Source organism: Streptomyces mayteni, assembly GCF_054783955.1.
Genome location: NZ_BAAGPR010000067.1, coordinates 1 through 21,907, shown reverse-complemented (window position 1 = coordinate 21,907; position 21,907 = coordinate 1). Strand labels below are relative to the sequence as shown.

Below are 21,907 nucleotides of genomic sequence, written 5' to 3'. Positions count from 1 at the left end.
TGCCGGATGCTCACCCGTACGGGTGAAAGATCCTCGTTGTCCGGAGCTTCGGCGATCTGGCTGACAGGATCGGGTCTGAGGTAGATGGGCCAGTCTGCCGGGGGTGTGAGCGATGCCAGCACGGATGTCGCGGACAACAGACGGACACGATGACTCGGCTGAGGAGAGTCCGTTATCGGGATGGGTTCGCCGAAGCCACGCGGACGAGGTGCACGCGAAGGCGACATGGCCGGGCGGGTTACGGTTTGCGTTCTATGGGCGGGTGTCGACGGAGGATCATCAGGATCCGGAGACTTCCCGTGCCTGGCAGCTGTTGCGGGCTGAGGCGATCACTTCCGGGCATGGCCGGATCGTGGCGGAGTTCTTCGATGTCGGACACAGCCGAGTACTGCCATGGGCGCGTAGGCCTGAGGCCGCTGCCTTGGTGGGGGCGCTGTCGGATCCGGACCGGGAGTTCGACGCGGTGGTGATCGGGTCCAGCGAGCGAGCCTTCTTCGGCAACCAGTTCGCGGCGATGGCCCCGTTGTTCGAGCATTTCGGCGTGCAGTTGTGGGTGCCGGAGCTGGGCGGGGTGGTCGATCCGAAGGTCGCCGGGCATGAGGAGTTGATGATCCTGCTGGGGATCCTCTCGAAGCGGGAGATCGCCCGGACCAGGATCAGAGTCCGCTCTGCGATGACGGTCCAGGCCCGTGATCAGGGTCGCTACCTCGGCGGTAGACCGCCGTATGGCTACCGGCTGGTCGATGCTGGTCCACATCCGAATCGTTCACTCGCGCGGCGTGGTGTGCGGATCCGGCGCCTGGACGTTGATCCGGAGTGCGGGCCAATCGTGCGGTGGATCTTCGCGCAGCGGTTGGCGCGACACAGTGTTGCTCGGATCACGCGTGCCTTGAATGATGCCAGCATCCCCTGCCCGTCCGCGGCCGACCCGGAACGCAATCCGCACAGGCAAGCGCACAGGTGGAGACTGACAGCGGTGCGGGCGATCCTGGCCAACCCCCGCTACACCGGCCGCCAAGTATGGAATCGGCAGCGCACCGACCACGAACTGCTCGACCCGGACAACACGACCCTGGGGCACCGTGATGTCATGCGCTGGAACGCGCCCGAGGACTGGGTCATCTCCAGCAAGACGGCCCATCCCGCGCTGATCAGCGAGGCGGACTTCGTCACGGTCCAAAGCATCCGGGCCCCACGCGAGAACGCCCCAGGCCGTACCTATGCGCTGGCTGGGCTGCTGCGCTGTGGAGTGTGTCAGCGGCGGATGGAATCGACCTGGGCGCATGGCCGTCCGGCCTATCGCTGCCGGCATGGGCACTCAAGCGCGACCACGCCGGACTCGAGCCGCCCACCGAATGCCTATGTGCGTGAGGATCACATCCTGCCGCATCTACCCGCTCTGATGATCATGCTCTCCGCTGACCAGGACGGCCTCTCCCCGGTAACGGCTGGGGGAGACCCTCTTCTGCCTGAGGACGCCGTCCGCAGCCTGAAGGATCGGGTGGTGTCACTGACATTCGACCCGGCGGACAGGACCTTGACGACCGACACGCTACGAGGAGAACGGATCGCCGTCGGCTGACCCCGAGCCGTCCCGCACCGCACGACGAGAGGAGAAGAGCCAGGACACGTCGGATAAAAGGAGTGCCCACGTCCGGCTGGTAGCCGGAGGCGGGCGCCGATCCTGCATGCCCGCGAAGCGGGCCCCGCAGGGGGAGAGTGTGTCCGAGGGGGGACTTGAACCCCCACGCCCTTAAACGGGCACTAGCACCTCAAGCTAGCGCGTCTGCCATTCCGCCACCCGGACGGGGTGTGTGCGCTGGGCCTGAGCGGCCGGCGCGACGGGTTAACCATATCAAGGTTCGGTGGGTGCTCTCTCCCGGATTCACAGGGTGATCGAGCCGGTGCGGAGGGTGCCGGGGCCCGTGGTCGCGGCGGGTGCGGTCAGCGGCGGCCGGTGCCGGGGAGGGTGGTGGGGGAGGAGCCGAGGGCGCGGAGCCAGGAGGGGCCACTCAGCAGTTCCAGCAGCAGGAGGAGCCGGGTCAGCGGCTCCCACTCGGGGTCGTCCTCGGCGTCGGCGTACCGCTCGGGACAGGTGAGCAGGGCCCAGACGGCCTTGCCATGGCGGTCCGGGGTGGTCCAGCCCCAGCTCCGCGCCAGTGACTCCAGCACGTGCAGCCCGCGCCCGGACTCCTGGAAGTAGTCGGGTTGCTTGACCCGCGGCACCTCGCGGCCCGGATCGAACACGGCGCAGAGCACGGCGCCGTCGCAGTGCACCAGGCTGAGGAGAAACGGTTGCTCCGGGGTGGCGGGCGCCAGCGGCCGGTGGTCGGCCGCGACCGGGCGGCCGTAGCGCACGGCGTTGGTGACCAGCTCGGAGACGATCACCAGGGCGTCGTCGAGGAGTTCGCCGAGGCCCCAGCCGTTGAGCGCCGAACGTGTGCTGTCCCGCGCGGACTTGGGCGAGTCCGACGAGTTCGCCAGCGGGAAGGTGGCGAATCCGGCCGTGTCGGCCGCTCCTGTCCGGGTCGCCGGCGCGCGGTAAGGCGCCATGGCGGCGAACGGGAGAGCTGTCATGACGACCTCCGGACGATCCGACTTCACCCTGGGCAGTGGCTCCGCAGGGTCCATCCTCACTGAACCGAGCGTATCCCTGCAAGTACATCCGAAAGAACTGATGCAAGAACAGATGCAAGAACAGATGCAAGAACGCTCGGACTTGAGGCAGTATTCGGTCAGAAGCTGTCCACGTGAACCACCGGACGGCACGCACGCGAGTGCCGCAAGCAGAACGTAGGAGTCCTCATGTCGCAGTTCGTCAACGGAGTCTCGGCTGGCCTGCTGAGCGGCGCGGCCTGGCGGAAGAGCGGACGAAGCAACCCCAACGGCAACTGCGTCGAGATGGCCGGCCTGCCCGGCGGCGACGTCGCGGTGCGCAACTCCCGCGACCCGCAGGGCCCCGCGCTCATCTATACGCACGCCGAGATGACCGCCTTCCTCCAGGGCGCGAAGGACGGAGACTTCGACGACCTCGTGCGCGTCGACTGACCTGGGGCTCGGCCCGGCCGATACCCCGTGGATCGCCCCGAGTTGCGCGGCGGCGACTGTACGCAGCGATCGAACAGTGCAACACTTGGGCGCGGATTCAACACTCAGGGGACACAGACATGTCGTCAGCTCAGCCAAGCACTGCCTCGTCGGTGAGGGACATACTCGCTCACCCGCGCGGCGGGCCCACCGTGCTGCGCATCGTGCTCGGCACCCACCTGCGTCGACTTCGTGAGGGTTGCGGGATCACCCGCGAGGCCGCCGGCGACGCGATCCGTGGTTCGCACGCCAAGATCAGCCGGCTGGAGCTCGGCCGGGTCGGCGCCAAGGAGCGGGACATCGCCGACCTGCTCACCCTGTACGGCGTGTTGGACGAGGAGCGGCGCGGGCAGTTCCTCGCGCTGGCCAGGCAGGCCAGCAACCCCGGCTGGTGGCAGAAGTACAACGACGTGGTGCCCAGCTGGTTCGAGACCCTGATCGGTCTCGAGGAGGCGGCGTCCGTCATCCGCACCTACGAGGTGCAGTTCATCCCCGGCCTGCTGCAGACCGCCGACTACGCCCGCGCCTGCATCCGCCTCGGCAACCCGCGTGCCTCCGAGCGGATGATCGAACGCCGCGTCGAGCTGCGGATGGAGCGGCAGAAGCTGCTCCACAAGCCGCACGCCCCGCGGCTGTGGGCCGTGATCGACGAGGCCGCGCTGCGTCGGCCGCTCGGCGGCGCCGAGGCGATGCGCGCCCAGATCCGGCAACTGCGTGAGATGGCCGAGCTGCCCAATGTCACGCTGCAGATCGCGCCGTTCAGGATCGGCGGCCTCTCGGCGGCCGGCGGCCCGATCACCGTGCTGCGGTTCCAGGAGCCCGACCTCCCGGACATCGTCTACCTGGAGCAGCTCAACAGCGCGCTGTACCTCGACAAGCGCGAGGACGTCGAGGACTACCTCGCCGTCATGGACAACCTGTGCGCGACCGCCGAACCCCACGGCAAGACCGGCGACTTCCTCGACGGGCTCCGCTTCCTCGACGGGCTGAAGACCAACCTCTGAGCGACCGGCGGCAGCGAGGCGCCGCCGCTCACCGCCTGAATGTCACCCGGTGCCGAGCCGCCCGTCGAGCCACGCCACCAGGTCGGCGCCGACCTCGTCGCGGTTGGTCTCGTTGAGGATCTCGTGCCGCGCCCCCGGGTAGGCGTGCCAGCTCAACTCCCGGGTGCCCGCGTACCTGAAGTCCTCGAGCAGCCCGTAGACCAGCGTCAACCCCGAGTGGCACGGGTCGAGTTCGCCGACCACGACACGCACGGGCAGCTCACGGGGGATCCGTGCCTGGTGGCCGGGATCGTTGATCTTGCGGACCCCGAGCACCCAGTCCAGCGCCAGGCCGGCGCTGAACGCGAAGCCGCAGCGCTCGTCCGCGACGTAGGCGTCGACCTCGGTCGGGTCGCGGGAGAGCCACTCGAAGCCGGTGCGGCGCGGGTAGGGATCGTTGAAGGACGCGAAGAGATCGGGGACGAAGGACGACGGCGCGGCCCGGCCACCCCGGTAGATCTCGGCCCGCAGCCGGTCCGCCGCGCTCTGCGGCTCGCAGCCCGGCAGTGAGCGGAAGGTCCCGCAGAGGACGAGGCCGGCGAGCGTGTCGCCGTGCTCCTGGGCGTAGTCGCGGGCCAGTTGGGAGCCCATGCTGTGCCCGAAGAGCACCAGCGGGACGCCCGGAACCCGGGCCCGAGCGGCGTCCGAGACCGCCCGCAGGTCGGCCACCACGGCCCGCCAACCCGACTCGCCCGCCACCCCGAGCCCACCGGTGTGCGCGGCCGTCGCTCCGTGGCCGCGGTTGTCCGAGCCGACCACGGCGTAGCCGTGCCCGGTCAGGAGGCGCGCGAACCGGTCGTAACGCAGGGCGTGTTCGGCCGCGCCGTGCACCAACTGCACCCAGCCGCGCGGTCGTTTTCCGTCCGGCGGCAGCCAGGTGTAGGTGGTGACCGGAAGGCCGTCCGGCGCCGTGGTGGTTCCGACGTCCATGGCGCGCTCCTCGTCCGCGGCGGCAGGGCCCTGGCAAGTATGAACCGCTGGGCGCGACGTGGCAGCCCCGCCACGACGTATTCCCGTTGCCGTCCCGGTCGGCGCGGGGCGGCGAGGAGGCGAGGCTCGCCCAGGCCGCTGGCCGCCCGGCCGACGCCAGGGGACTGCCGTGCGAGGACGGGGCGTTCGACGGCGTGCTGGTGCTCGGGCCGCTCCACCACCTGCGGGAACGGGCCGACCGGGTCAGGGCGCCGCTCGGGGTGAGCGCGCACCTGCTCGGCCGCGCCCGGGCGTGAGCCGGGCCCTGGCCGGCCCCGTCCCGGGCCCGGATCCGGTCGGTTTCCGGCCCGGTCGGTGACCGGCTGAGCTGGGGGATCGGGAAACTGGATCTTGCCCTGCGGCGTTCGGCACACCAGGATGTGGCGGTCGGCGCGTTGTCCCCCGAACGAAGAGGTGAGGCCAAGTGACAGCTCGGGTGACGGTGGTGGGGGAGGCTCTGGTCGATCTTCTGTGGAAGACCGGTGCCCGGGACGTGCACGCGGCGCCGGGCGGCAGCCCGGCCAACGTGGCGGTCGGCCTGCGTCGGCTGGGGCGTCCCGCCACGCTGCTCACCACCTGGGGCGACGATCCGCCGGGCGAGCTGGTGCGGGAGCACCTGGCCGAGACGGGGGTGGCGGTGATCCGGGTGCCGGCCGAGACCGACCGCACCATGGTGGCGCTGGCCTACCTGGGCACGGACGGCGCGGCCAGCTACGACTTCCTCGCCTCCTGGGATCCGCGCGAGCTGCCGGTTCCCGAGGACACGGCGGTGCTGCACACCGGATCGCTGGCCGTGGTGATCGAGCCGGGCGCCTCCCGGGTGCTGGAGCTGTGCCGGGCGCACCGCGCCGCCGGCACCACGGTGGCGGCCGACCTCAACGTGCGGCCGGCCGTGCAGCCGGACCGGGAAGCCTACCGGGAGGCGGGCCTGCGGCTGGCCGGCGCGGTGGACGTGCTCAAGGCCAGCGACGAGGACCTGGCGTTCCTCTTCCCCGGCAGCGGGCCGGCCGACGCCGCGCGCACGCTGTTGGCGGCCGGCCCGAGGCTCGTCGTGGTCACCCTGGGTGAACGCGGGGCGCTCGCGGTCACCGCCGCACACGAGGTCGGCGTGGTGGCGCCGGCCGTCACGGTGGTGGACACGATCGGCGCCGGGGACACGTTCCAGGCGGCGCTGCTCGACTCGATCGCCGAACACGGCGCCCCGCCGGCCGCGCCTGACGAGCTGTCAGCCGTGCTGCGGCGCTGTGCGACGGCCGCCGCCATCACCTGCACCAGGATCGGCGCCGACCCGCCCACTTGGGAAGAACTCGCGGCGTTGTGACTCCGCTGTGGGGGAGATGAGATGGGGTTAACAATTAGGAAACGCCAGCGACGTTGAGGCCCCGTCAGGACTCATCCGCTTGCCGCAGTGACCGAACCCGACAGTCGCTCAGATGATACGATCGCCGCGCTTGCCAAGCGAGCTGAGGGCGCGTAAGACAGCGGCCATCGGAAATCAGCCAAGCCACAAGAGGGTCACCCCGAGGAGCGTTATGCCGACACCCAGGCATAGGGAGCCGACCTGTGGGCTGAGAGGGCCTCGTCGCGGTGCCAGGCCGGTTGGCGGGGTGAATCCACCTCGGGGGACGTCGGATTCGACATCAGGGCACCCTCTTGTCTTCGTACCTGGCGGTCTAGCTTAAAGAGAATCTCATGACGCAATACATGCAGGATCCGGCGCTCTGGGGTCTGATTGCTGGCACTCCCCTTGCTGCAGCCGTGATTTACCGAGGCCGCAAGTCGGCGGCGAGGCTCCGCAAGGAGAACGAGGAGCTGGCGGCCCGACACGCGGAACTCGAAAGCACCCTCTCGGAATCTGTCGAAGACGCCAGAATCCGTGCGGAGGACGCGACCAAAACGGCGCTGAAATCCGCTATGCGTACCCTGCAGGGTCTCGCCAACGAGCAGCAGTTGGCGATTTCCAAGGTGCAGGAGAAATACGGTGACCAGCAGATCCTCCAGGACCTGCTCGACATCGACCACATGAACTCGCAGTTCGGTCGACGGGCACAGTCCGTAGCCGTGCTCTGCGACGGCTGGCTCGGTCGTCAGCGTTCGGTCGCCTCGCTCTACGACGTGGCGCGCAGCGCCAAGGGGCGCGTCCGGCACTACACCCGGGTCGAGATCCGCTCGCAGACCAGTTTCGCGGTGGCTCCCCGGGCCGTCGAGCCCGTGGCTCTGGTGCTCGCCGAGCTGCTGGACAACGCCACCAGCTACTCGGCGCCCGAGACGACGATCGACATCAACATCCGCACCGTCCCCAAGGGCGTGTGCGTGATCATCGACGACGCCGGCGTCGGCATGAACGAGGAGGAGAAGAGCCGGGCCGGAAGGCTGCTCTCGGGTGAGCACCCGATCGGCGTCACCGAGCTCGGCAACCCGCCCCAGTTCGGTTTCGCGGTCATCGGTGTGCTCGCCGCCCGCTACGGATTCACCGTCTCAGTCGATTCGGCTTCCCCGTACGGCGGCGTGCGGGCGGTGGTCCTTCTGCCTCAGGAGCTGCTCACCAACATGCCCGAACCCGAGACCCCTGCCGTGCCCCAGACGACCTCCGCCGAGGAGCGGCCCGCCCCGTCGACCACCGCAGGCGGTCTGCCCAAGCGCAGGCGGCGCGGGCAGATGGCGATCGTGCCGCAGTCGAGGAGCGAATCCGAGTCGACCGCCGGGCGGACGAGCGAGGAGACCGCGTCGATCATGGGCGCTTTTCAGCGGGGCACGCAGTCAGGTCGCAAGGCCGATCCGAGCAGGGAAGGATTTGAGGTTCAGTGAACACCGAACTGTCGTGGATGCTTGAGAGCGCGCTCGAGGTCCCGGGAGCGCGCCACGCCATCCTCGTCTCGGCTGACGGTCTGCTGATGGCCCGCTCCAACGACGTCGACAAGGACGAGGCCGACACCATCGCCGCCGCCATGAGCGGCATGCAGTCGCTCAGCCGCACCGTCGCCGGCTTCGGGGGCGACGCGCGGATGCACTGGCGACAGACCGTGGTGGAGTTCGACGGAGGCTGGGTGTTCCTCATCTCCGCCGGCGAGGGCGCGTACCTCGCGGTCTCCGCCGCGCAGACGGTGGACATGGCCGACATCACCTTCCGCATGCAGCAGCTCGTCGGTCAACTCGGCAAGGTGCTGACCACCCCGCCCCGTGAGAACTCCGGTATTCAGGCATGACCACACCCCAGGAACCGGACAGCGGCGACATCGATGCGATGGCCGGCGAATTAGTGCGACCGTACGTCATCATTAACGGGCGCGGCTTTTCCGACGGAAACCGTTTCGACCTGGTCACGTTGGTGACGGCATCGGCCGACTCCGAGCAGCAGAGGGGACAGCTCGACCCCGAAATGCGTGGCGTGGTCGACCTGTGTGACGGCGGCTATCTCTCGGTCGCCGAGATCGCCGGGCACCTGGGCCTGCCCATCGGCATCGTCAAGGTGCTCCTGGCGGACCTCTCAGAACGCGGCTTCATCCTTACCAGGGCGCCGATTCCGCCAGCCCAACTCGCTGATATCAAGGTTCTTCAGGAGGTGCTGGATGGACTCCAGGCTCGGTTCGGCTGACGGCGTGCATCTGGCCGACAAGGTCCAGATCGCGGCGAAGATCCTGGTTGTGGGCCACTTCGCGGTCGGCAAGACGACGTTTATCGGCACACTCTCGGAGATTCCGCCGCTGCGCACCGAGGAAACGATGACGCAGGCCGGCGCGGAGATCGACGACCTGAAGGGAGTGCGGGGCAAGACGACGACGACCGTGGCCATGGACTTCGGTCGTCTGACCCTGAGCGACCGCCTCGTGCTCTACCTGTTCGGAACGCCGGGACAGCAGCGTTTCGTTCAGGTCTGGGAGGACATGACCCGGGGTGCCCTCGGCGCGCTGATCCTGGTGGATCCCGAGCGTCTCAAGGACTCTTTCGCCGTCATGGACCTGGTCGAGAAGTACGGCATCTCGTACGCCATCGCCGTCAACCACTTCGACGGCTCGACGTCACACTCCGACGCGGAGCTGCGCGAGGCGCTCGACCTGCTCCCCGAAACCCCGGTTGTCACCTGCGATGCCCGCGACGAGAAGTCGTCGGCCCAGGCTCTCGTGGCTCTCGTGCGCTATCTGCAGAGCCGCACCCGACAGGAGTAAGAATGGAATTCCCCGCAGGCTCCCAGACCCCGCCGCCCGGTTGCCCCGCACACCAGTCCCAGAACGGCAGCGGGCCTGCGTACGTGGAGCGAGTGCCGCTGCACGGACCCGAGTTCTCGGCCGATCCGCAGCGGTTCTACGACTACCTTCGTCAGTACGGCCCGGCCGCGCCCGTCGAGGTCGCTCCCGGGGTGCCGGCGACCCTGGTCGTCGACTACTCAGCCGCCCTGCAGGTGCTCCAGTCGCCCGAGTTGTTCTCCAAGGACTCCCGGCGGTGGCGGGACCTCAACGAGGGTCGCATACCGCTGGACAGCCCGGCCGTTCCCATGATGGCCCACCGGCCCAACGCCTTCTTCGCCGACGGTGCCGAGCACCTGCGGCTGCGTCAGGCGATCAGCGACAGCATGGCCAAGGTGGACACGCACCGGCTCAGCCGGCAGGTGGAGCGGATCTCGTCCTACCTGATCGAGCAGTTCAGCACCCGGGGCACGGTCGACCTGGTCGACGAGTACGCCAAGCTGGTGTCGCTCCTGGTCGTCAACGACATCTTCGGCTGCCCGGCCCACCTCGGTGACCGGCTGGCGGAAGGCTGGTCTGCGGTGTGGGCCGGCGAGGACGCCGCGGCCGCGGCCATGCAGACCGCCGAGTGCCTGGCCGAGCTGGTCGCGATCAAGCGGGCCCAGCCCGGCGAGGACGTCACCTCGTGGATGATCCAGCACCCGTCCGCGCTGTCGGACGAGGAGATCGCCAACCAGCTGTTCACGATGACGGCCGCCGGCGCCGACCCCGTCCGCAACCTCATCGGCACCGGACTGATGCTCGTCCTCTCCGACGAGCGGTTCTACGGCGGGCAGTACGGCGGCGCGCTGCTGGTCGAGGACGCGGTGGACGAGGTCCTGTGGAACAACGCGCCGGTCCCCAACTACGGCGTGCACTACCCGACCCGCGACATCGAGTTCTTCGGCATGAAGCTGGCCGCGGGTGATCCCGTCGTGGTGAGCTTCGCGGGCGCGAACACGGACCCCGCGCTCTCGGCCTCCCGGCAGATGCTGAGCAAGCGGGCCCACCTCGCCTGGTCGGCCGGACCGCACGCCTGCCCGGCCAAGGACCCGGCCACCCTCATGGCCGTCGGGGCGATCGAACGGCTGCTCAACCTGCTGCCCGACATCGAGCTCGCGGTGCCCGTCGAGAACCTGGCCTGGCGGCCGAGCCCGTTCCAGCGCGGGCTCGTCGAGCTCCCCGCCAGCTTCACCCCGGTGCGCCTCCAGACCAGGACGCCCGACCCGACCAAGGCCACCGCCCCGGCTCAGCCGGTCCAGGCCACTCCGTCCACCCCCGCCAAGAGCGGCTGGTGGAGCTCCTTCCTGGCCCGCTGGCGCTGACGCGTCACCGAGATTCACCCTGCCGCCCCCGGCCGACGCCCGTCGGCCGGGGGCGGCAGGGTTTCCGCCTGCCCTACGCGTCCTCCAGCCGGAAGCCCACCTTCAGGCCCACCTGGTAGTGGCCGATCACCCCGTCCTCGACATGGCCGCGGATCTGCGTCACCTCGAACCAGTCGAGGTTGCGCAGCGTCTTGGCCGCCCGGGCGATCCCGTTGCGCACCGCCGCGTCCACGCTCTCCGGTGAGGAACCGACGATCTCGGTCACCCGGTAGATGTGCTCGCTCATGCCGGCCTCCATGCCAGGACGAAGAAGAAGACGAAGGGGAAAACGGGGCACCGAACCCCGCCCCACCTCCACCGTGCCCCACCGCGTGGACACCCGCGACACGGCCGCGACCAGCGGTGCTACCCTCACACGCGGGCCGTGACTGGCGCGTCGGGATGGGGGCAACCATCGGGAAGCGGCCCGAGCTGTGCGATGTGGAGCCGTGCGCCTGGGCCATCGCGACTCATGCTGTCAAGGAGGCCCACCATGACCCACGAGCCAGCGGCCGACCCGACCGTCTCCACCGCCTTCCGCAGCGGTCTCGACGTGGTCAGGTCCGTCGAACCGCGGATCGCCGACGCGATCGGCGCCGAGATCGAGGACCAGCGCGCGTCCCTCAAGCTCATCGCCAGCGAGAACTACGCCTCCCCCGCCGTGCTGCTCGCCATGGGGAACTGGATGAGCGACAAGTACGCCGAGGGCACCGTCGGCCGCCGCTTCTACGCCGGCTGCCGCAACGTCGACACCGTGGAGTCCATCGCCGCCGAGCACGCCCGCGAGCTCTTCGGCGCCCGCCACGCCTACGTCCAGCCGCACTCCGGCATCGACGCCAACCTCGTCGCCTTCTGGGCGGTGCTCGCCCAGCGGGTCGAGAGCCCGGCCCTGGAGCGGGCCGGCGCCCGCCAGGTCAACGACCTCAGCGAGGAGGACTGGGCCGCCCTGCGCCGCGACCTCGGCAGCCAGCGGATGCTCGGCATGTCCCTGGACGCCGGCGGCCACCTCACCCACGGCTTCCGCCCGAACATTTCCGGCAAGATGTTCGAGCAGCGCAGCTACGGCACCGACCCCGAGACCGGCCTGGTCGACTACGACGCCGTGCGCGCCGCCGCCCGCGAGTTCCGGCCGCTGATCCTGATCGCCGGCTACTCCGCCTACCCCCGGCTGATCAACTTCCGGATCATGCGCGAGATCGCCGACGAGGTCGGCGCCACGCTGATGGTCGACATGGCCCACTTCGCCGGCCTCGTCGCCGGCAAGGTCCTCACCGGCGACCTCGACCCCGTGCCGCACGCCCAGATCGTCACCACCACCACCCACAAGTCGCTGCGCGGCCCCCGCGGCGGCATGGTGCTCTGCGACGACTCGCTCGCCGACCAGGTCGACCGCGGCTGCCCCATGGTGCTCGGCGGCCCGCTGCCGCACGTGATGGCCGCCAAGGCCGTGGCCCTCGCCGAGGCCAGGCAGCCCGCCTTCCAGGACTACGCCCAGCGCATCGTCGACAACGCCCGCGCCCTCGCCGAGGGCCTGCTGCGCCGCGGCACCCGCCTGGTCACCGGCGGCACCGACAACCACCTCGCGCTGATCGACGTCTCCGGCTACGGCCTCACCGGCCGCCAGGCCGAGGCCGCGCTGCTCGACGCCGGCATCGTCACCAACCGGAACGCGGTGCCCCGCGACCCCAACGGCGCCTGGTACACCTCGGGCATCCGGGTCGGCACCCCGGCGCTGACCACCCGCGGCCTGGACACCGCCGGCATGGACGAGGTCGCCGAGCTGATCGACGTCGTGCTCTCCCGCACCACCCCGGGCACCGCCAAGAACGGCAAGCCGTCCAAGGCCACCTACCGGCTTGAGGAGGGCGTGGCCGACCAGGTCGCCAAGCGCGCCGCCGACCTGCTCGCCAAGCACCCGCTCTACCCCGGGATCGACCTGAGCTGAGCGTGCCCGACATCCCGCTCGTCCACCCGCACGTCACCCCGGCCACCGAGGCCGAGGCCGAGGCCGTCCAGGAACGGTTGCGACCGCACACCCGCCTGGACGACTCGGGCCCCGCACCCGGCGCCCCCGGCACCGTGGTGGTCGGCGTGGACGTCGCCTACGACGACGCGCGCGACACCGTCGCGGCCGCCGCCGTGGCGCTCGACGCGGCCACCCTGGCCGAGGTCGAGCACGCCACGGCGGTGGACCGGGTGGCCTTCCCCTACGTGCCGGGGAGCTGCCGGTTGTGCTGGACGCCATCGGCGTCGCCAAGAACCGTTCCTTAGGACTGGGCGGGAGTTTGCCCGGTCAGCCGCACGCCCCGAACGGTCTTGGGCGCACTGGTCCCCGGCGTACTCAACCCCGAGGCAGCGACACGCATCCTGTGCGTGGTCCGATCCCGGGAGGCCGGTTCCCTGTGTGATCTGGCCAGCCAGGTACGGCCAAGAGCGACGGGGAGGCCCCGAACCATCACTCCGGTGGAGCGGGGGCCCCGTGCACTGGCGCCGCACCCGGCATCCCAGATCGCCCCCCACGCTAACCCGCCTTGTCCGTAGCGATGCAAGCCTAGGAACCGACCACCACACGATCGAGCTAAACCAACCTCATACGTGCTACCCGCCCGACGCCTGACGGGCGTCCGCCAGCGCTTCGAGCGCCCGGTCCACGTCCGCCTCGGTGTTGTAGACGTGGAAGGCGGCGCGCAGACCGCCGCCGCGCGCCGCCACGCGCACCCCCGCCGCCGCGAGCCGGGCCTCGGCCCCGGCGGCGCCCGGCACCGACACGATGGGGGAGTCGCCGGGCACCGCAGGCAGCCCGATCCGCGCCAGCCCGGCCCGGAACCTGGTCGCCAGCGCCACGTCGTGCGCCTGGATCGCCGGCCGCCCCAACTCCGCCACCAGGCCCAGCGACTCGACCGCCGCCAGGTACGGCAGCAGCGCGGTGCTCTCGTCGAACCGCCGGGCGCCCGCCGCCAGTTCGGCCACCGGCCCGTAGGGGCCCCGCCGGGAGGCGCGGGCGGCCGTGAAGCCCGCGTGCAGCGGGACAAGACCGCCGCCGTCCTCTGGCACGGTCAGGAAGGCGGTGCCGCGTGGGCAGAGCAGCCACTTGTAGCCGGCGCACACGGTGAAGTCGAAGTCCCCCGCGGAGAGCGGCAGCCAGCCGAGCGCCTGGGTGGTGTCGAGCAGCGTCCGCGCGCCGTGCCGACCGGCGGCCGCCAGGATCGCCGGCAGGTCGGCCGTGCGGCCGTCGAGCGACTGCACGGCCGAGAACGCCACCAGCGCCGTGGAGCCGTCCACCGCCCCGGCCAGCTCGGCCAGCGGCACCTCGCGCAGCCTGATCCCCGGCCGCCGGGCGAACGGCGTCACCAGCGAGGTGTACTCGTCCTCGGGACAGAGCACTTCTGAGCCCGGCGGCAACGCGGCGGCGATCAGCGCGGCGTGCACGGCGACGCCGGAGCCGAGCGCCACTCGTTCGGGTGAGATCTCGGCCAGTTCCGCATAGCCGGCGCGTACCGCCTCCAGGGCCGCCGCGTTGGCCCCCGGATCGATCCGGCCCTCCTGCGTGTCGGCGAGCGCCGCGCGCAGCCGGGCGGCCGCCCGGGCCGGCGGAAGACCGTGGCTCGCGGTGTTCAGATACGACAGGGACGGCGCGTACTCGCCGGGCGGCAGGAGCTCCATGCCTCGAAGTCTGCTGACCGCGCCGGCCGGCCGCCATCCCGTTTCGGCCTGGTGGGCGGCGATCGGGTCGGCCGGCACTGCCGGTTGTCGGGCCGGGACGCTAGGGTGATCCCCCACTCAGCGGACTCGGGAGGTCACGGTGCGGTACCTGAGGCAGGTGCGCGCCGCGCTGGCGGTGTCCACGGCGGTGCTGCTGTTCGGCTGCACCACCGCCGACGCGGGCGACGGGCCGGCGGACGACGGTGGCGGCGGTGGGCGGGGCGCCGCGGACGGCTCGTCACCGCCGAGCGGGGCGTCGGACGGGGCCTCGCCCCGGGTCGTCGCCCCGCCGGCCGATCCGGCGGCCGCCCTCGACCTGGCCAGGGCCGTCGCCGCGGGCCCCGCCGACCTCGGCGACGGATTCCTGGAGCAGGATCCCTTCGAGTCGGAACCCGCCACCTGGGCGGTGCTCGACGAGGGCTGCGTCTGGCGCCGTGAGGCGCTGCCCGACGAGGTGCTCGCCAGCCTCTCGCGCAACAGCGAACACCCGGCGCCCGACGAGCGGGACGAGCCGTTACGCGTGATGTCCTCGGTCACCGTGTACCGCAGCACGACCGTGGCCGACGAGCGGATGGCGGCCACCCTCGAGGAGGGGCTGCGCTGCCCAGAGCAGACCCTCAGGGAGGGCGAGCGGATCACCGGGCTGCGCTCCGAGGGCGCCCCCTACGGCGTCCGCGGCCAGCTGGCGGCCGACGACATGATCCACGAGGGCGGCGAGTACCACGGCCGGGGTCCCGGCGGCCCGCACCCCTATCTGTGGGGCGTGGCCAGGCTCGGCCCGGTCACCGTGGCGCTCGCCGTCAAGGGCACCGGGGGCTACGACGAGGAGGACGTCGGGGCGCTGCTCAACGCGGGCCTCGAACTGATGTTGTCGCGGGCGGAGAGCGAGCTGCGGTGAGGGATCTCGAATTGTCGGACCCCCGGCGGATCGGCGGCTACCGGCTGCTGCGGCGGATCGCCGACGGCCGCACCGGGGTCGTCTACCTCGCCAGGTCGCTCGGCGGCGCACCGGCCGCGCTCAAGGTGATCCGCCGTGAGCACGCCAGGGACCCGGAGTTCCGCGCCAGGTTCGAACGCGACGTGGCCGCCGCCCGGCACGTGTCGGCCCGCTGCCTGGTCGGCGTGCTGGCCGCCGACACGGCGGGCGGCACCATGTGGGCCGCCTTCCCCTACGTGCCCGGGCCCACGCTCGCCGAGACGGTCGCGGCGCACGGCCCGCTGCCGCGCGGCCCGGTGCGGACGGTCGGGGCCATGCTCGCCGAGGCGCTGGCGGCCGTGCACCAGGCCGGCCTCGTCCACCAGGACGTGCGCCCGGGCCACGTCCAACTGGTGCCCGACGGACCCCGGCTCACCGGCTTCGGCGGCACCGGCACCGTCGGCGGCACCCCCGGCTACCAGTCGCCCGAGCAGGCCCGCGGCGGGGCCACGCCGCCAGGTCCTGGCACGGACGTCTTCTCGCTCGGCTGCGTGCTGGCCTACGTGGCCACCGGCCGCCACCCCTTCGGCACCGGCACCGGTCGCGAGCTGCTGCACCGGGTGGTGCACGAGCCGGCCGACCTGGCGGACGTGCCCCGCAGCCTGCTCGAGGTGATCGAGGCGTGCCTGGCCAAGGACCCGATGCTCCGCCCCACCGCCGCCGACCTGCGCGCCGAACTCGCGGACGCCGGCGACGCCGCGGGGGTCGGCCACTCCGCCGGCTGGCTGCCCTCGGCGGTCGCGGCCGACGTCAACCACCGCTTCCACGCCCGGCTGCCCGCGCCGGGGCCGGAGCTGTCCGAGTGGCTCGACCCGGAACCGCCGCCGCCCGCCAGGCCGCCGCGTGCGGCCCAGGAGCCGCCGCCCGAACCCGCGCCCGAGCCGATGTCGTCGCGGCGCCGGGTGTTGACGGCGATCGGCGGCGCGGGCGCGCTGCTGCTCGGCGGGGCGCTCACCGCCAGGCTGCTGCTGCCGCGGTCCGGCGGCGCGGCCTCGGCCGAGGGCCGTGGCCACTACGCGATCGGGCTGCACGCCGACCTGACCGGCCCGCACGCCAAGTACGGCAAGGGCCAGCGGCGGGGCGTCACCATGGCCGTCGAGGAGCTGAACTCGCTGGGCGACCTCGGCTTCTCGCTGAGCCTGCGCGAGGTGGACGACGGCGGTGACGCCGAGCGCGCGGCCGAGGTGGCGCGGTCGTTGATCGCCGACCCGGCGGTGATGGCCGTCATAGGCCCCACCGCGGACGCGGTCGCGCGGGCCGCGGCCGACGCGTACGGGGCGGCCGGCATGCCGCTGTTCGCCCTGTCCGCCGGGAACTTCGAGCCGCGCGCCGCCGAGGACACGCTGCTGCTCGGGCGGCCGGACACCGGGACGGCGGCCGGCGCGATCCCGCTGGTGCTCGCGCAGGAGCTCGGTGCCCGCCGGGTCGGCCTGATCGACGACCGCACGGCGGACGAGTACAGCTGGCTGGTCACCCGGGCGGTCAGCGACGCCGTGGACCGGGCGACGGTGGAGCTCACGCCCCGGGTGCTGCCCGCTGGCACCCGGGACTTCGCCGAGGTCGCCGCGGAGTTCACGGCGGCCGGGGTGGACGCCGTGGTGTACGGGGGCCTGGCGGACGGCGCCGGGCGGCTCGCCGGCGCGCTGGCCGAGGCGGGCTACCAGGGGTCGGTGGTGGCCACCCAGGAGGCGCTCGGAGCCACCTTCTTCGAACTCGCGGGGGAGGCCGCGGCCGGCTGGTACTTCGTCACCACGTACACGGATCCGATAGGTGACCCGGACGCCAGCGGGTTCGCCACCGTGCACCGGGGGCGGTTCGGCGGCACCGTCGAGCCGTACGCGGTCGAGGCGTACGACGCGACCCGGATGCTGGTCGACGCGATGCGCGCGCTGGCCGGGGAGCCGTCGGGTGTGACCAAGGGGGCGCTGCTGACCCGGCTGCGCGACGCCGAGTACCACGGTCTCGGCCGGGACCTGGCCTTCGACGCCGCGGGCGGCTACGCGGGCGAGGGGCCGCTCGGCTACCTCTACAAGGCGGACGCGAACGGGGTGCGGTTCCGCCGCCCCCTCGACACGGCGGCGGAGTGAGCGGGACCGTCGTGAGCATGGCCCGGGTGGCGGAACACCCGGGCCGTGCGCCGTGTGTTCAGGAGCCGCCGGGGTCGGTGCCGACCCGCACCCAGACCTGCTTGCCCTCCTCCGTCAGCGCGTAGCCGAGGCCGTCGGCCATCTCCCGCAGCAGCCAGAGCCCCCGGCCCTCCTCGGCCGTCCAGTCGGGCAGGGTGATCTTGGGCAACTCGGCTGAGCGGTCGCTGACGGAGACCTGGACGGCGTTGCCGAGCAGGGCGAGCTCCAACGTGCAGCGGCGGTCGCCGACGTGCCTGGCCACGTTGGACAACAGCTCGGTGACCGCGTGCAGCACGACCTCGGTGACCCGGGGCGGCTGCCCCCAGTCCCGCATCGCGAGCGAGGCGAGCCGCCGGAAGTGCGCCAGATCCTCACGCCTGGCCGTCAGCAGCCAGCTGTACGAGAGGCGTTGGATTTCGGCGTCCGGGCTGGTGAGCGTCATGGTCCCTCCGGTGCTCCACGCGTTGTCAGGGAATGGGTGCGCTGCGTTATGTCTCGCACCCTGCCCCTAACTCCCGGCAGTCCGCAAGGAATTCAGCTGCACGTGTGGAGTTCATATCACTCGAAGGAGTGGTGGAGTTGACACCGGCTCAGATTGGTATTCGGCGGGAGCGCTCCCGCACTCGGGTATGGCCGAAAAGCGTGCGGGGAGGCGCCGTTCGGGCGCCTCCCCGCGCAGGTCAGGACGGGTTCAGGGCGGTCGCGACGGCGTCGGCGAGCGGGGTGGTCGGCCGGCCGATGAGCCGCGTCAGTTCGCCCGAGGTGCCGGCGAGCAGCCCGCGGGCGATGCCGGCCGTGTCCACGTCGACGAGGATCGCGGCGAACGGCTCGGGCACCCCGGCGCCGGTCAGCACGGCCAGGTGCTCCTCGGCGCTGACGGGCGCGTAGCGGATCTCCCGGCCGGTCTGCCGGGAGAGCTCGGCCGCGTACTCGGCCAGGCTCCAGGCGGTGTCACCGCTCAGCTCGTAGGCCCTGCCCTCGTGGCCCTCGCCGGTGAGCACGGCGACCGCGGCGGCCGCGTAGTCCGCCCGCGAGGCGGAGGCGATCCGCCCCTCGCCCGCGCTGCCGAGCACCACCCCGTGCTCCAGCACCGGGGCCAGGTTCTCGGTGTAGTTCTCGTGGTACCAGCCGTTGCGCAGGAAGGTGTACGGCAGCCCGGAGGCGAGGATGGCCTCCTCCGTGGCCTTGTGGTCGTCGGCGAGCCGGAAGTCGGCCTTCGGGCCGCCCAGCACGCCGGTGTAGGCGAGCAGCCCCACCCCGGCCGCCCCGGCCGCCGCCACCACGGCGGTGTGCTGCGGTATCCGCCGCCCCGCCTCGCTGCCCGAGACGAACAGCACCCGCTCGCCGGCGCGGAAGGCGCCCGCCAGGGCCTCGGGGCGGTCGTAGTCGGCGACGCGGACGCTCACACCGCGGGCCGCCAGGTCGGCGGCCTTCGCCTCGTTCCGCACCACCACGGCCACCTGCTCGGCCGGGACCTTGTCGAGCAGCGCCCTGACGGCCAGCGCGCCCAGGTGGCCGGTGGCTCCGGTGACGACGTACATGCATGTCTCCTCGGTGTTGTTCTGTCGGTCACCACGACCCTAAGCTGCACACTAACCATGGGAAAGTACCCACTTTGAAGTAAGGTACTGGCATGCCGGTAAGTGCGTTGCCCGCCGATGTGAACTTGGCGAACTGTCCGTCCAGGGTGCTGCTCGACCACGTCACGAGCCGCTGGGGCGTGCTGCTGCTCGCCGTGCTGCTCGACGCCGAGCGGATGCGCTTCAGCGCGCTGCGCCGCGCCGTCGGCGGCATCAGCGAGAAGATGCTCGCCCAGACGCTCCAGACCCTGGAGCGGGACGGCCTGGTGCTGCGCGAGGCGCGCCCGGTGATCCCGCCGCACGTGGACTACTCGCTCACCCCGCTCGGCCGCGAGTTCGCGGCCCAGGTCTGGGAACTCACCCGGCTCGTGGAGCGCCGGCTGCCGCGGGTGGTCGAGGCCAGGGAGCGCTACGACACGCGGAACGCCGAGCCGAGTCGCTAGCGGAACGCCCGGATGTCGGTGCCGCCTGTCACAATGCTCTGCGCGGCGTGGAGTGCGCGTCGCGAAGCCGGGAAAGCGCGGGAAATGCGGAGCGAGATCGTGACACAGTCCGTCGCAGGACGGTCCATCGAAACCAGGATCGCCGAGGAGCTCGGCGTAGCGGAGGGGCAGGTCCAGGCGGCCGTGGGGCTGCTCGACGGAGGCGCGACGGTGCCGTTCGTCGCCCGGTACCGCAAGGAGGTCACCGGCGCGCTCGACGACACCCAGCTGCGCACCCTCGACGAGCGGCTGCGCTATCTGCGGGAGCTCGAGGAGCGGCGCGAGGCCGTGCTCGAGTCGGTGCGGACCCAGGGCAAGCTGGACGCGGCGCTCGAGGCCGCGATCCGCGGCGCCGAGACCAAGGCCCGCCTGGAGGACATCTACCTGCCCTACAAGCCCAAGCGCCGCACCAAGGCCCAGATCGCCCGCGAGGCCGGGCTCGAGCCGCTGGCCGAGGGGCTGCTCGCGGATCCCGGCGTGCTGCCGGCGGCCGCGGCCGCCGCCTTCGTCGACGAGGCGCGCGGCGTGCCCGACGCCGAGGCGGCGCTCGCCGGCGCCAGGGCCATCCTCACCGAGCGGTTCGGCGAGGACGCCGACCTGCTCGGCGAGCTGCGCGAGCGGATGTGGCAGCGGGGCCGGCTGATGGCCAGGGTCAGGTCGGGCAAGGAGACCGAGGGCGCCAAGTTCGCCGACTACTTCGACTTCGCCGAGCCGTTCGCCGAGCTCCCGTCGCACCGGGTGCTCGCCATGTTCAGGGGCGAGAAGGAGGAGGTCCTCGACCTCACCCTGGAGCCCGAACGGTCCGAGGCTTCGGGCGACGACCCGGCCGCGGCGCGGGACGCCGGGCCCTCCTCGTTCGAGCGGGCCATCGCCCACCGCTTCGGCGTCGTCGACCGGGGTCGGCCGGGCGACGCCTGGCTGGCCGAGACGGTCCGCTGGGCCTGGCGCACCCGGATCCTGGTCCACCTCGGCATCGACCTGCGCACCCGGCTGCGCACCGCCGCCGAGGACGACGCGGTGGCGGTCTTCGCGGCCAACCTGCGCGACCTGCTGCTCGCCGCGCCCGCCGGCACCCGGGCCACCATGGGGCTCGACCCGGGGCTGCGCACCGGCGTCAAGGTCGCCGTGGTCGACGCCACGGGCAAGGTGGCCGCCACCGACACGATCTACCCGCACGCCCCGGCCCGCCGGTGGGACGAGGCGCTCGGCCGGCTCGCCACGCTGGTCCGCGAGCACGGGGTGGAGCTGATCGCGATCGGCAACGGCACGGCCTCCCGGGAGACCGACAAGCTGGCCGGCGAGCTGATCGGCCGGCTGCCCGAGGCCAAGCTGACCAGGATGGTGGTCTCCGAGGCCGGCGCCTCGGTCTACTCGGCCTCCGCCTACGCGGCGCAGGAGCTGCCGGAGCTCGACGTGTCGCTGCGCGGCGCCGTCTCCATCGCCCGCCGGCTCCAGGACCCGCTGGCCGAGCTCGTGAAGATCGACCCGCGGTCGATCGGCGTCGGCCAGTACCAGCACGACCTGGCCGAGGTGAAGCTCTCCCGCTCGCTCGACGCGGTCGTCGAGGACTGTGTGAACGGTGTCGGGGTGGACGTCAACACCGCCTCCGTGCCGCTGCTCGCCCGGGTCTCCGGCATCGGCACCAACCTGGCCGAGAACATCGTGACCCACCGCGACCAGAACGGTCCCTTCACCAGCCGTGGCGCGCTGAAGCAGGTGCCGAGGCTCGGGCCCAAGGCGTTCGAGCAGTGCGCCGGCTTCCTGCGGATCAGGGGCGGCGACGACCCGCTCGACGTCTCGGCGGTGCACCCCGAGGCGTACCCGGTGGTCCGCCGCATGGTCGAGGCGTCCGGCGGCGACGTGGCGGCCCTCATCGGCAACGGGTCGACGCTCCGGGCGCTGCGGCCGGCCGACTTCGTGGACGACACCTTCGGCCTGCCCACCGTCACGGACATCCTCAAGGAGCTGGAGAAGCCGGGCCGCGACCCGCGTCCGGCCTTCCGCACCGCCCGGTTCAAGGAGGGCGTCGAGAAGATCGGCGACCTGAAGGCGGGCATGGTGCTGGAGGGCGTGGTCTCCAACGTCGCGGCCTTCGGCGCCTTCGTCGACGTCGGCGTCCACCAGGACGGCCTGGTCCATGTCTCGGCGATGTCGCGGAAGTTCGTCTCCGACCCGCGCGAGGTCGTGAAGCCGGGGGACATCGTGAAGGTGAAGGTGCTCGACGTCGACGTGCCGCGCAAGCGGATCTCGCTGACGCTGCGGCTCGACGAGGAGCAGGGCGCCGGCGGCGGCGGGCGTGGCCGCGAGGAGCGGGGCCCGCGCGGTGAGGGCGGCGGCCGCGGTGAGCGCGGCGGC

21 protein-coding genes, 1 tRNA gene, 1 pseudogene and 1 riboswitch are annotated in these 21,907 nt (G+C 71.9%); of the genes and pseudogenes, 16 read left to right on the top strand and 7 right to left on the bottom strand.

All coding sequences use genetic code 11. The features are described from left to right. Positions 1–262: 262 nt before the first annotated feature. The gene (locus ACYVPE_RS25780; RefSeq protein ID WP_461036098.1) at positions 263–1,582 is read left to right on the top strand and encodes a recombinase family protein; all 1,320 of its coding nucleotides are present in this window, start codon (positions 263–265) and stop codon (positions 1,580–1,582) included. Between the two features lie 140 nt (positions 1,583–1,722). Here ACYVPE_RS25780 and ACYVPE_RS25775 read toward each other — a convergent pair. Both ACYVPE_RS25775 and ACYVPE_RS25770 read right to left on the bottom strand, forming a co-directional pair. Next, positions 1,723–1,807, bottom strand: a tRNA-Leu gene (locus ACYVPE_RS25775). 137 nt (positions 1,808–1,944) lie between these two features. Continuing rightward, positions 1,945–2,577 carry an ATP-binding protein gene (locus tag ACYVPE_RS25770; RefSeq protein ID WP_461036097.1) on the bottom strand — a complete coding sequence of 211 codons (633 nt, stop codon included), beginning with the start codon at positions 2,575–2,577 and terminating at the stop codon, positions 1,945–1,947. Positions 2,578–2,805: 228 nt separating this feature from the next. On the opposite strand from ACYVPE_RS25770, the gene ACYVPE_RS25765 reads away from it, so the two are divergent. Continuing rightward, positions 2,806–3,048, top strand: coding sequence for a DUF397 domain-containing protein (locus ACYVPE_RS25765; RefSeq protein ID WP_461036096.1), 243 nt, complete (start codon positions 2,806–2,808; stop codon positions 3,046–3,048). A 119-nt stretch (positions 3,049–3,167) separates the two neighbouring features. Further along, positions 3,168–4,091, top strand: coding sequence for a helix-turn-helix domain-containing protein (locus tag ACYVPE_RS25760; protein WP_132817716.1), 924 nt, complete (start codon positions 3,168–3,170; stop codon positions 4,089–4,091). 42 nt (positions 4,092–4,133) lie between these two features. On the opposite strand, the gene ACYVPE_RS25755 is transcribed toward ACYVPE_RS25760, so the two are convergent. Further along, positions 4,134–5,060 carry an alpha/beta fold hydrolase gene (locus ACYVPE_RS25755; RefSeq protein ID WP_461036095.1) on the bottom strand — a complete coding sequence of 309 codons (927 nt, stop codon included), beginning with the start codon at positions 5,058–5,060 and terminating at the stop codon, positions 4,134–4,136. An 86-nt stretch (positions 5,061–5,146) separates the two neighbouring features. Between ACYVPE_RS25755 and ACYVPE_RS25750 the strand changes: the two genes are divergently transcribed. From ACYVPE_RS25750 to ACYVPE_RS25720, 7 genes are all read left to right on the top strand, one after another. Next, positions 5,147–5,356, top strand: coding sequence for a hypothetical protein (locus ACYVPE_RS25750; RefSeq protein WP_461036094.1), 210 nt, complete (start codon positions 5,147–5,149; stop codon positions 5,354–5,356). 167 nt (positions 5,357–5,523) lie between these two features. Next, the gene (locus tag ACYVPE_RS25745) at positions 5,524–6,420 is read left to right on the top strand and encodes a carbohydrate kinase family protein (protein WP_461036093.1); all 897 of its coding nucleotides are present in this window, start codon (positions 5,524–5,526) and stop codon (positions 6,418–6,420) included. Positions 6,421–6,791: 371 nt separating this feature from the next. Next, positions 6,792–7,907 (top strand): ATP-binding protein, encoded by a 1,116-nt coding sequence (locus ACYVPE_RS25740; RefSeq protein ID WP_461036092.1) that lies wholly within the window; start codon positions 6,792–6,794, stop codon positions 7,905–7,907. Next, positions 7,904–8,305 carry a roadblock/LC7 domain-containing protein gene (locus tag ACYVPE_RS25735; RefSeq protein WP_132817720.1) on the top strand — a complete coding sequence of 134 codons (402 nt, stop codon included), beginning with the start codon at positions 7,904–7,906 and terminating at the stop codon, positions 8,303–8,305. Before ACYVPE_RS25740 ends, ACYVPE_RS25735 begins: the two co-directional genes overlap by 4 nt. Then, positions 8,302–8,694: a DUF742 domain-containing protein gene (locus tag ACYVPE_RS25730; protein ID WP_461036091.1), complete on the top strand. Its 393-nt coding sequence runs from the start codon at positions 8,302–8,304 to the stop codon at positions 8,692–8,694. The genes ACYVPE_RS25735 and ACYVPE_RS25730 overlap by 4 nt, the downstream gene beginning before the upstream one ends. Beyond that, complete coding sequence (locus tag ACYVPE_RS25725; RefSeq protein WP_461036090.1) at positions 8,669–9,265, top strand: GTP-binding protein; 597 nt, start codon at positions 8,669–8,671, stop codon at positions 9,263–9,265. Before ACYVPE_RS25730 ends, ACYVPE_RS25725 begins: the two co-directional genes overlap by 26 nt. 2 nt (positions 9,266–9,267) lie before the next feature. Continuing rightward, positions 9,268–10,647 carry a cytochrome P450 gene (locus ACYVPE_RS25720; RefSeq protein WP_461036089.1) on the top strand — a complete coding sequence of 460 codons (1,380 nt, stop codon included), beginning with the start codon at positions 9,268–9,270 and terminating at the stop codon, positions 10,645–10,647. A gap of 73 nt (positions 10,648–10,720) precedes the next feature. On the opposite strand, the gene ACYVPE_RS25715 is transcribed toward ACYVPE_RS25720, so the two are convergent. Further along, complete coding sequence (locus ACYVPE_RS25715; RefSeq protein WP_461036088.1) at positions 10,721–10,933, bottom strand: dodecin; 213 nt, start codon at positions 10,931–10,933, stop codon at positions 10,721–10,723. Between the two features lie 128 nt (positions 10,934–11,061). Further along, positions 11,062–11,154, top strand: a riboswitch (ZMP/ZTP riboswitch). A 25-nt stretch (positions 11,155–11,179) separates the two neighbouring features. Here ACYVPE_RS25715 and ACYVPE_RS25710 point away from each other — a divergent pair. Together ACYVPE_RS25710 and ACYVPE_RS25705 are read left to right on the top strand one after the other, a co-directional pair. After that, entirely contained in the window at positions 11,180–12,631 is a 1,452-nt protein-coding gene (locus ACYVPE_RS25710) for a glycine hydroxymethyltransferase (RefSeq protein ID WP_461036087.1), read from the top strand. After that, positions 12,628–12,906: pseudogene (locus ACYVPE_RS25705) on the top strand (endonuclease V); the annotation flags it as partial. The gene ACYVPE_RS25710 and the pseudogene ACYVPE_RS25705, both read left to right, overlap by 4 nt. Before the next feature lie 378 nt (positions 12,907–13,284). Here the strand turns inward: ACYVPE_RS25705 and ACYVPE_RS25700 are convergent. Beyond that, positions 13,285–14,349, bottom strand: a complete 1,065-nt coding sequence (locus tag ACYVPE_RS25700; protein WP_461036086.1) for an aminotransferase class V-fold PLP-dependent enzyme — start codon at positions 14,347–14,349, stop codon at positions 13,285–13,287. Positions 14,350–14,488: 139 nt separating this feature from the next. Here ACYVPE_RS25700 and ACYVPE_RS25695 point away from each other — a divergent pair, with 139 nt between their 5' ends. Together ACYVPE_RS25695 and ACYVPE_RS25690 are read left to right on the top strand one after the other, a co-directional pair. Further along, positions 14,489–15,286: a hypothetical protein gene (locus ACYVPE_RS25695; protein ID WP_461036085.1), complete on the top strand. Its 798-nt coding sequence runs from the start codon at positions 14,489–14,491 to the stop codon at positions 15,284–15,286. After that, positions 15,283–17,451 (top strand): bifunctional serine/threonine-protein kinase/ABC transporter substrate-binding protein, encoded by a 2,169-nt coding sequence (locus tag ACYVPE_RS25690; protein ID WP_461036084.1) that lies wholly within the window; start codon positions 15,283–15,285, stop codon positions 17,449–17,451. Before ACYVPE_RS25695 ends, ACYVPE_RS25690 begins: the two co-directional genes overlap by 4 nt. 58 nt (positions 17,452–17,509) lie before the next feature. Here ACYVPE_RS25690 and ACYVPE_RS25685 read toward each other — a convergent pair whose 3' ends face one another. Together ACYVPE_RS25685 and ACYVPE_RS25680 are read right to left on the bottom strand one after the other, a co-directional pair. Next, positions 17,510–17,932, bottom strand: a complete 423-nt coding sequence (locus ACYVPE_RS25685; protein WP_461036083.1) for an ATP-binding protein — start codon at positions 17,930–17,932, stop codon at positions 17,510–17,512. Between the two features lie 238 nt (positions 17,933–18,170). Next, positions 18,171–19,031: an NAD(P)H-binding protein gene (locus tag ACYVPE_RS25680; RefSeq protein ID WP_461036082.1), complete on the bottom strand. Its 861-nt coding sequence runs from the start codon at positions 19,029–19,031 to the stop codon at positions 18,171–18,173. A gap of 92 nt (positions 19,032–19,123) precedes the next feature. Between ACYVPE_RS25680 and ACYVPE_RS25675 the strand changes: the two genes are divergently transcribed. Continuing rightward, positions 19,124–19,513, top strand: coding sequence for a winged helix-turn-helix transcriptional regulator (locus ACYVPE_RS25675; protein WP_461036081.1), 390 nt, complete (start codon positions 19,124–19,126; stop codon positions 19,511–19,513). Between the two features lie 84 nt (positions 19,514–19,597). Beyond that, the coding region (locus ACYVPE_RS25670) for a Tex family protein (protein ID WP_461036080.1) at positions 19,598–21,907 on the top strand (2,310 nt) is incomplete at its 3' end.

Bases quoted from the DNA above. Each gene is read 5' to 3' on its own strand.
- ACYVPE_RS25755 (WP_461036095.1), bottom strand. From the start codon at position 5,060: ATGGACGTCGGAACCACCACGGCGCCGGACGGCCTTCCGGTCACCACC.
- ACYVPE_RS25740 (WP_461036092.1), top strand. From the start codon at position 6,792: ATGACGCAATACATGCAGGATCCGGCGCTCTGGGGTCTGATTGCTGGC.
- ACYVPE_RS25770 (WP_461036097.1), bottom strand. From the start codon at position 2,577: ATGACAGCTCTCCCGTTCGCCGCCATGGCGCCTTACCGCGCGCCGGCG.
- ACYVPE_RS25710 (WP_461036087.1), top strand. From the start codon at position 11,180: ATGACCCACGAGCCAGCGGCCGACCCGACCGTCTCCACCGCCTTCCGC.
- ACYVPE_RS25680 (WP_461036082.1), bottom strand. From the start codon at position 19,031: ATGTACGTCGTCACCGGAGCCACCGGCCACCTGGGCGCGCTGGCCGTC.
- ACYVPE_RS25675 (WP_461036081.1), top strand. From the start codon at position 19,124: ATGCCGGTAAGTGCGTTGCCCGCCGATGTGAACTTGGCGAACTGTCCG.
- ACYVPE_RS25685 (WP_461036083.1), bottom strand. From the start codon at position 17,932: ATGACGCTCACCAGCCCGGACGCCGAAATCCAACGCCTCTCGTACAGC.
- ACYVPE_RS25760 (WP_132817716.1), top strand. From the start codon at position 3,168: ATGTCGTCAGCTCAGCCAAGCACTGCCTCGTCGGTGAGGGACATACTC.
- ACYVPE_RS25715 (WP_461036088.1), bottom strand. From the start codon at position 10,933: ATGAGCGAGCACATCTACCGGGTGACCGAGATCGTCGGTTCCTCACCG.
- ACYVPE_RS25725 (WP_461036090.1), top strand. From the start codon at position 8,669: ATGGACTCCAGGCTCGGTTCGGCTGACGGCGTGCATCTGGCCGACAAG.
- ACYVPE_RS25700 (WP_461036086.1), bottom strand. From the start codon at position 14,349: ATGGAGCTCCTGCCGCCCGGCGAGTACGCGCCGTCCCTGTCGTATCTG.
- ACYVPE_RS25720 (WP_461036089.1), top strand. From the start codon at position 9,268: ATGGAATTCCCCGCAGGCTCCCAGACCCCGCCGCCCGGTTGCCCCGCA.
- ACYVPE_RS25765 (WP_461036096.1), top strand. From the start codon at position 2,806: ATGTCGCAGTTCGTCAACGGAGTCTCGGCTGGCCTGCTGAGCGGCGCG.
- ACYVPE_RS25730 (WP_461036091.1), top strand. From the start codon at position 8,302: ATGACCACACCCCAGGAACCGGACAGCGGCGACATCGATGCGATGGCC.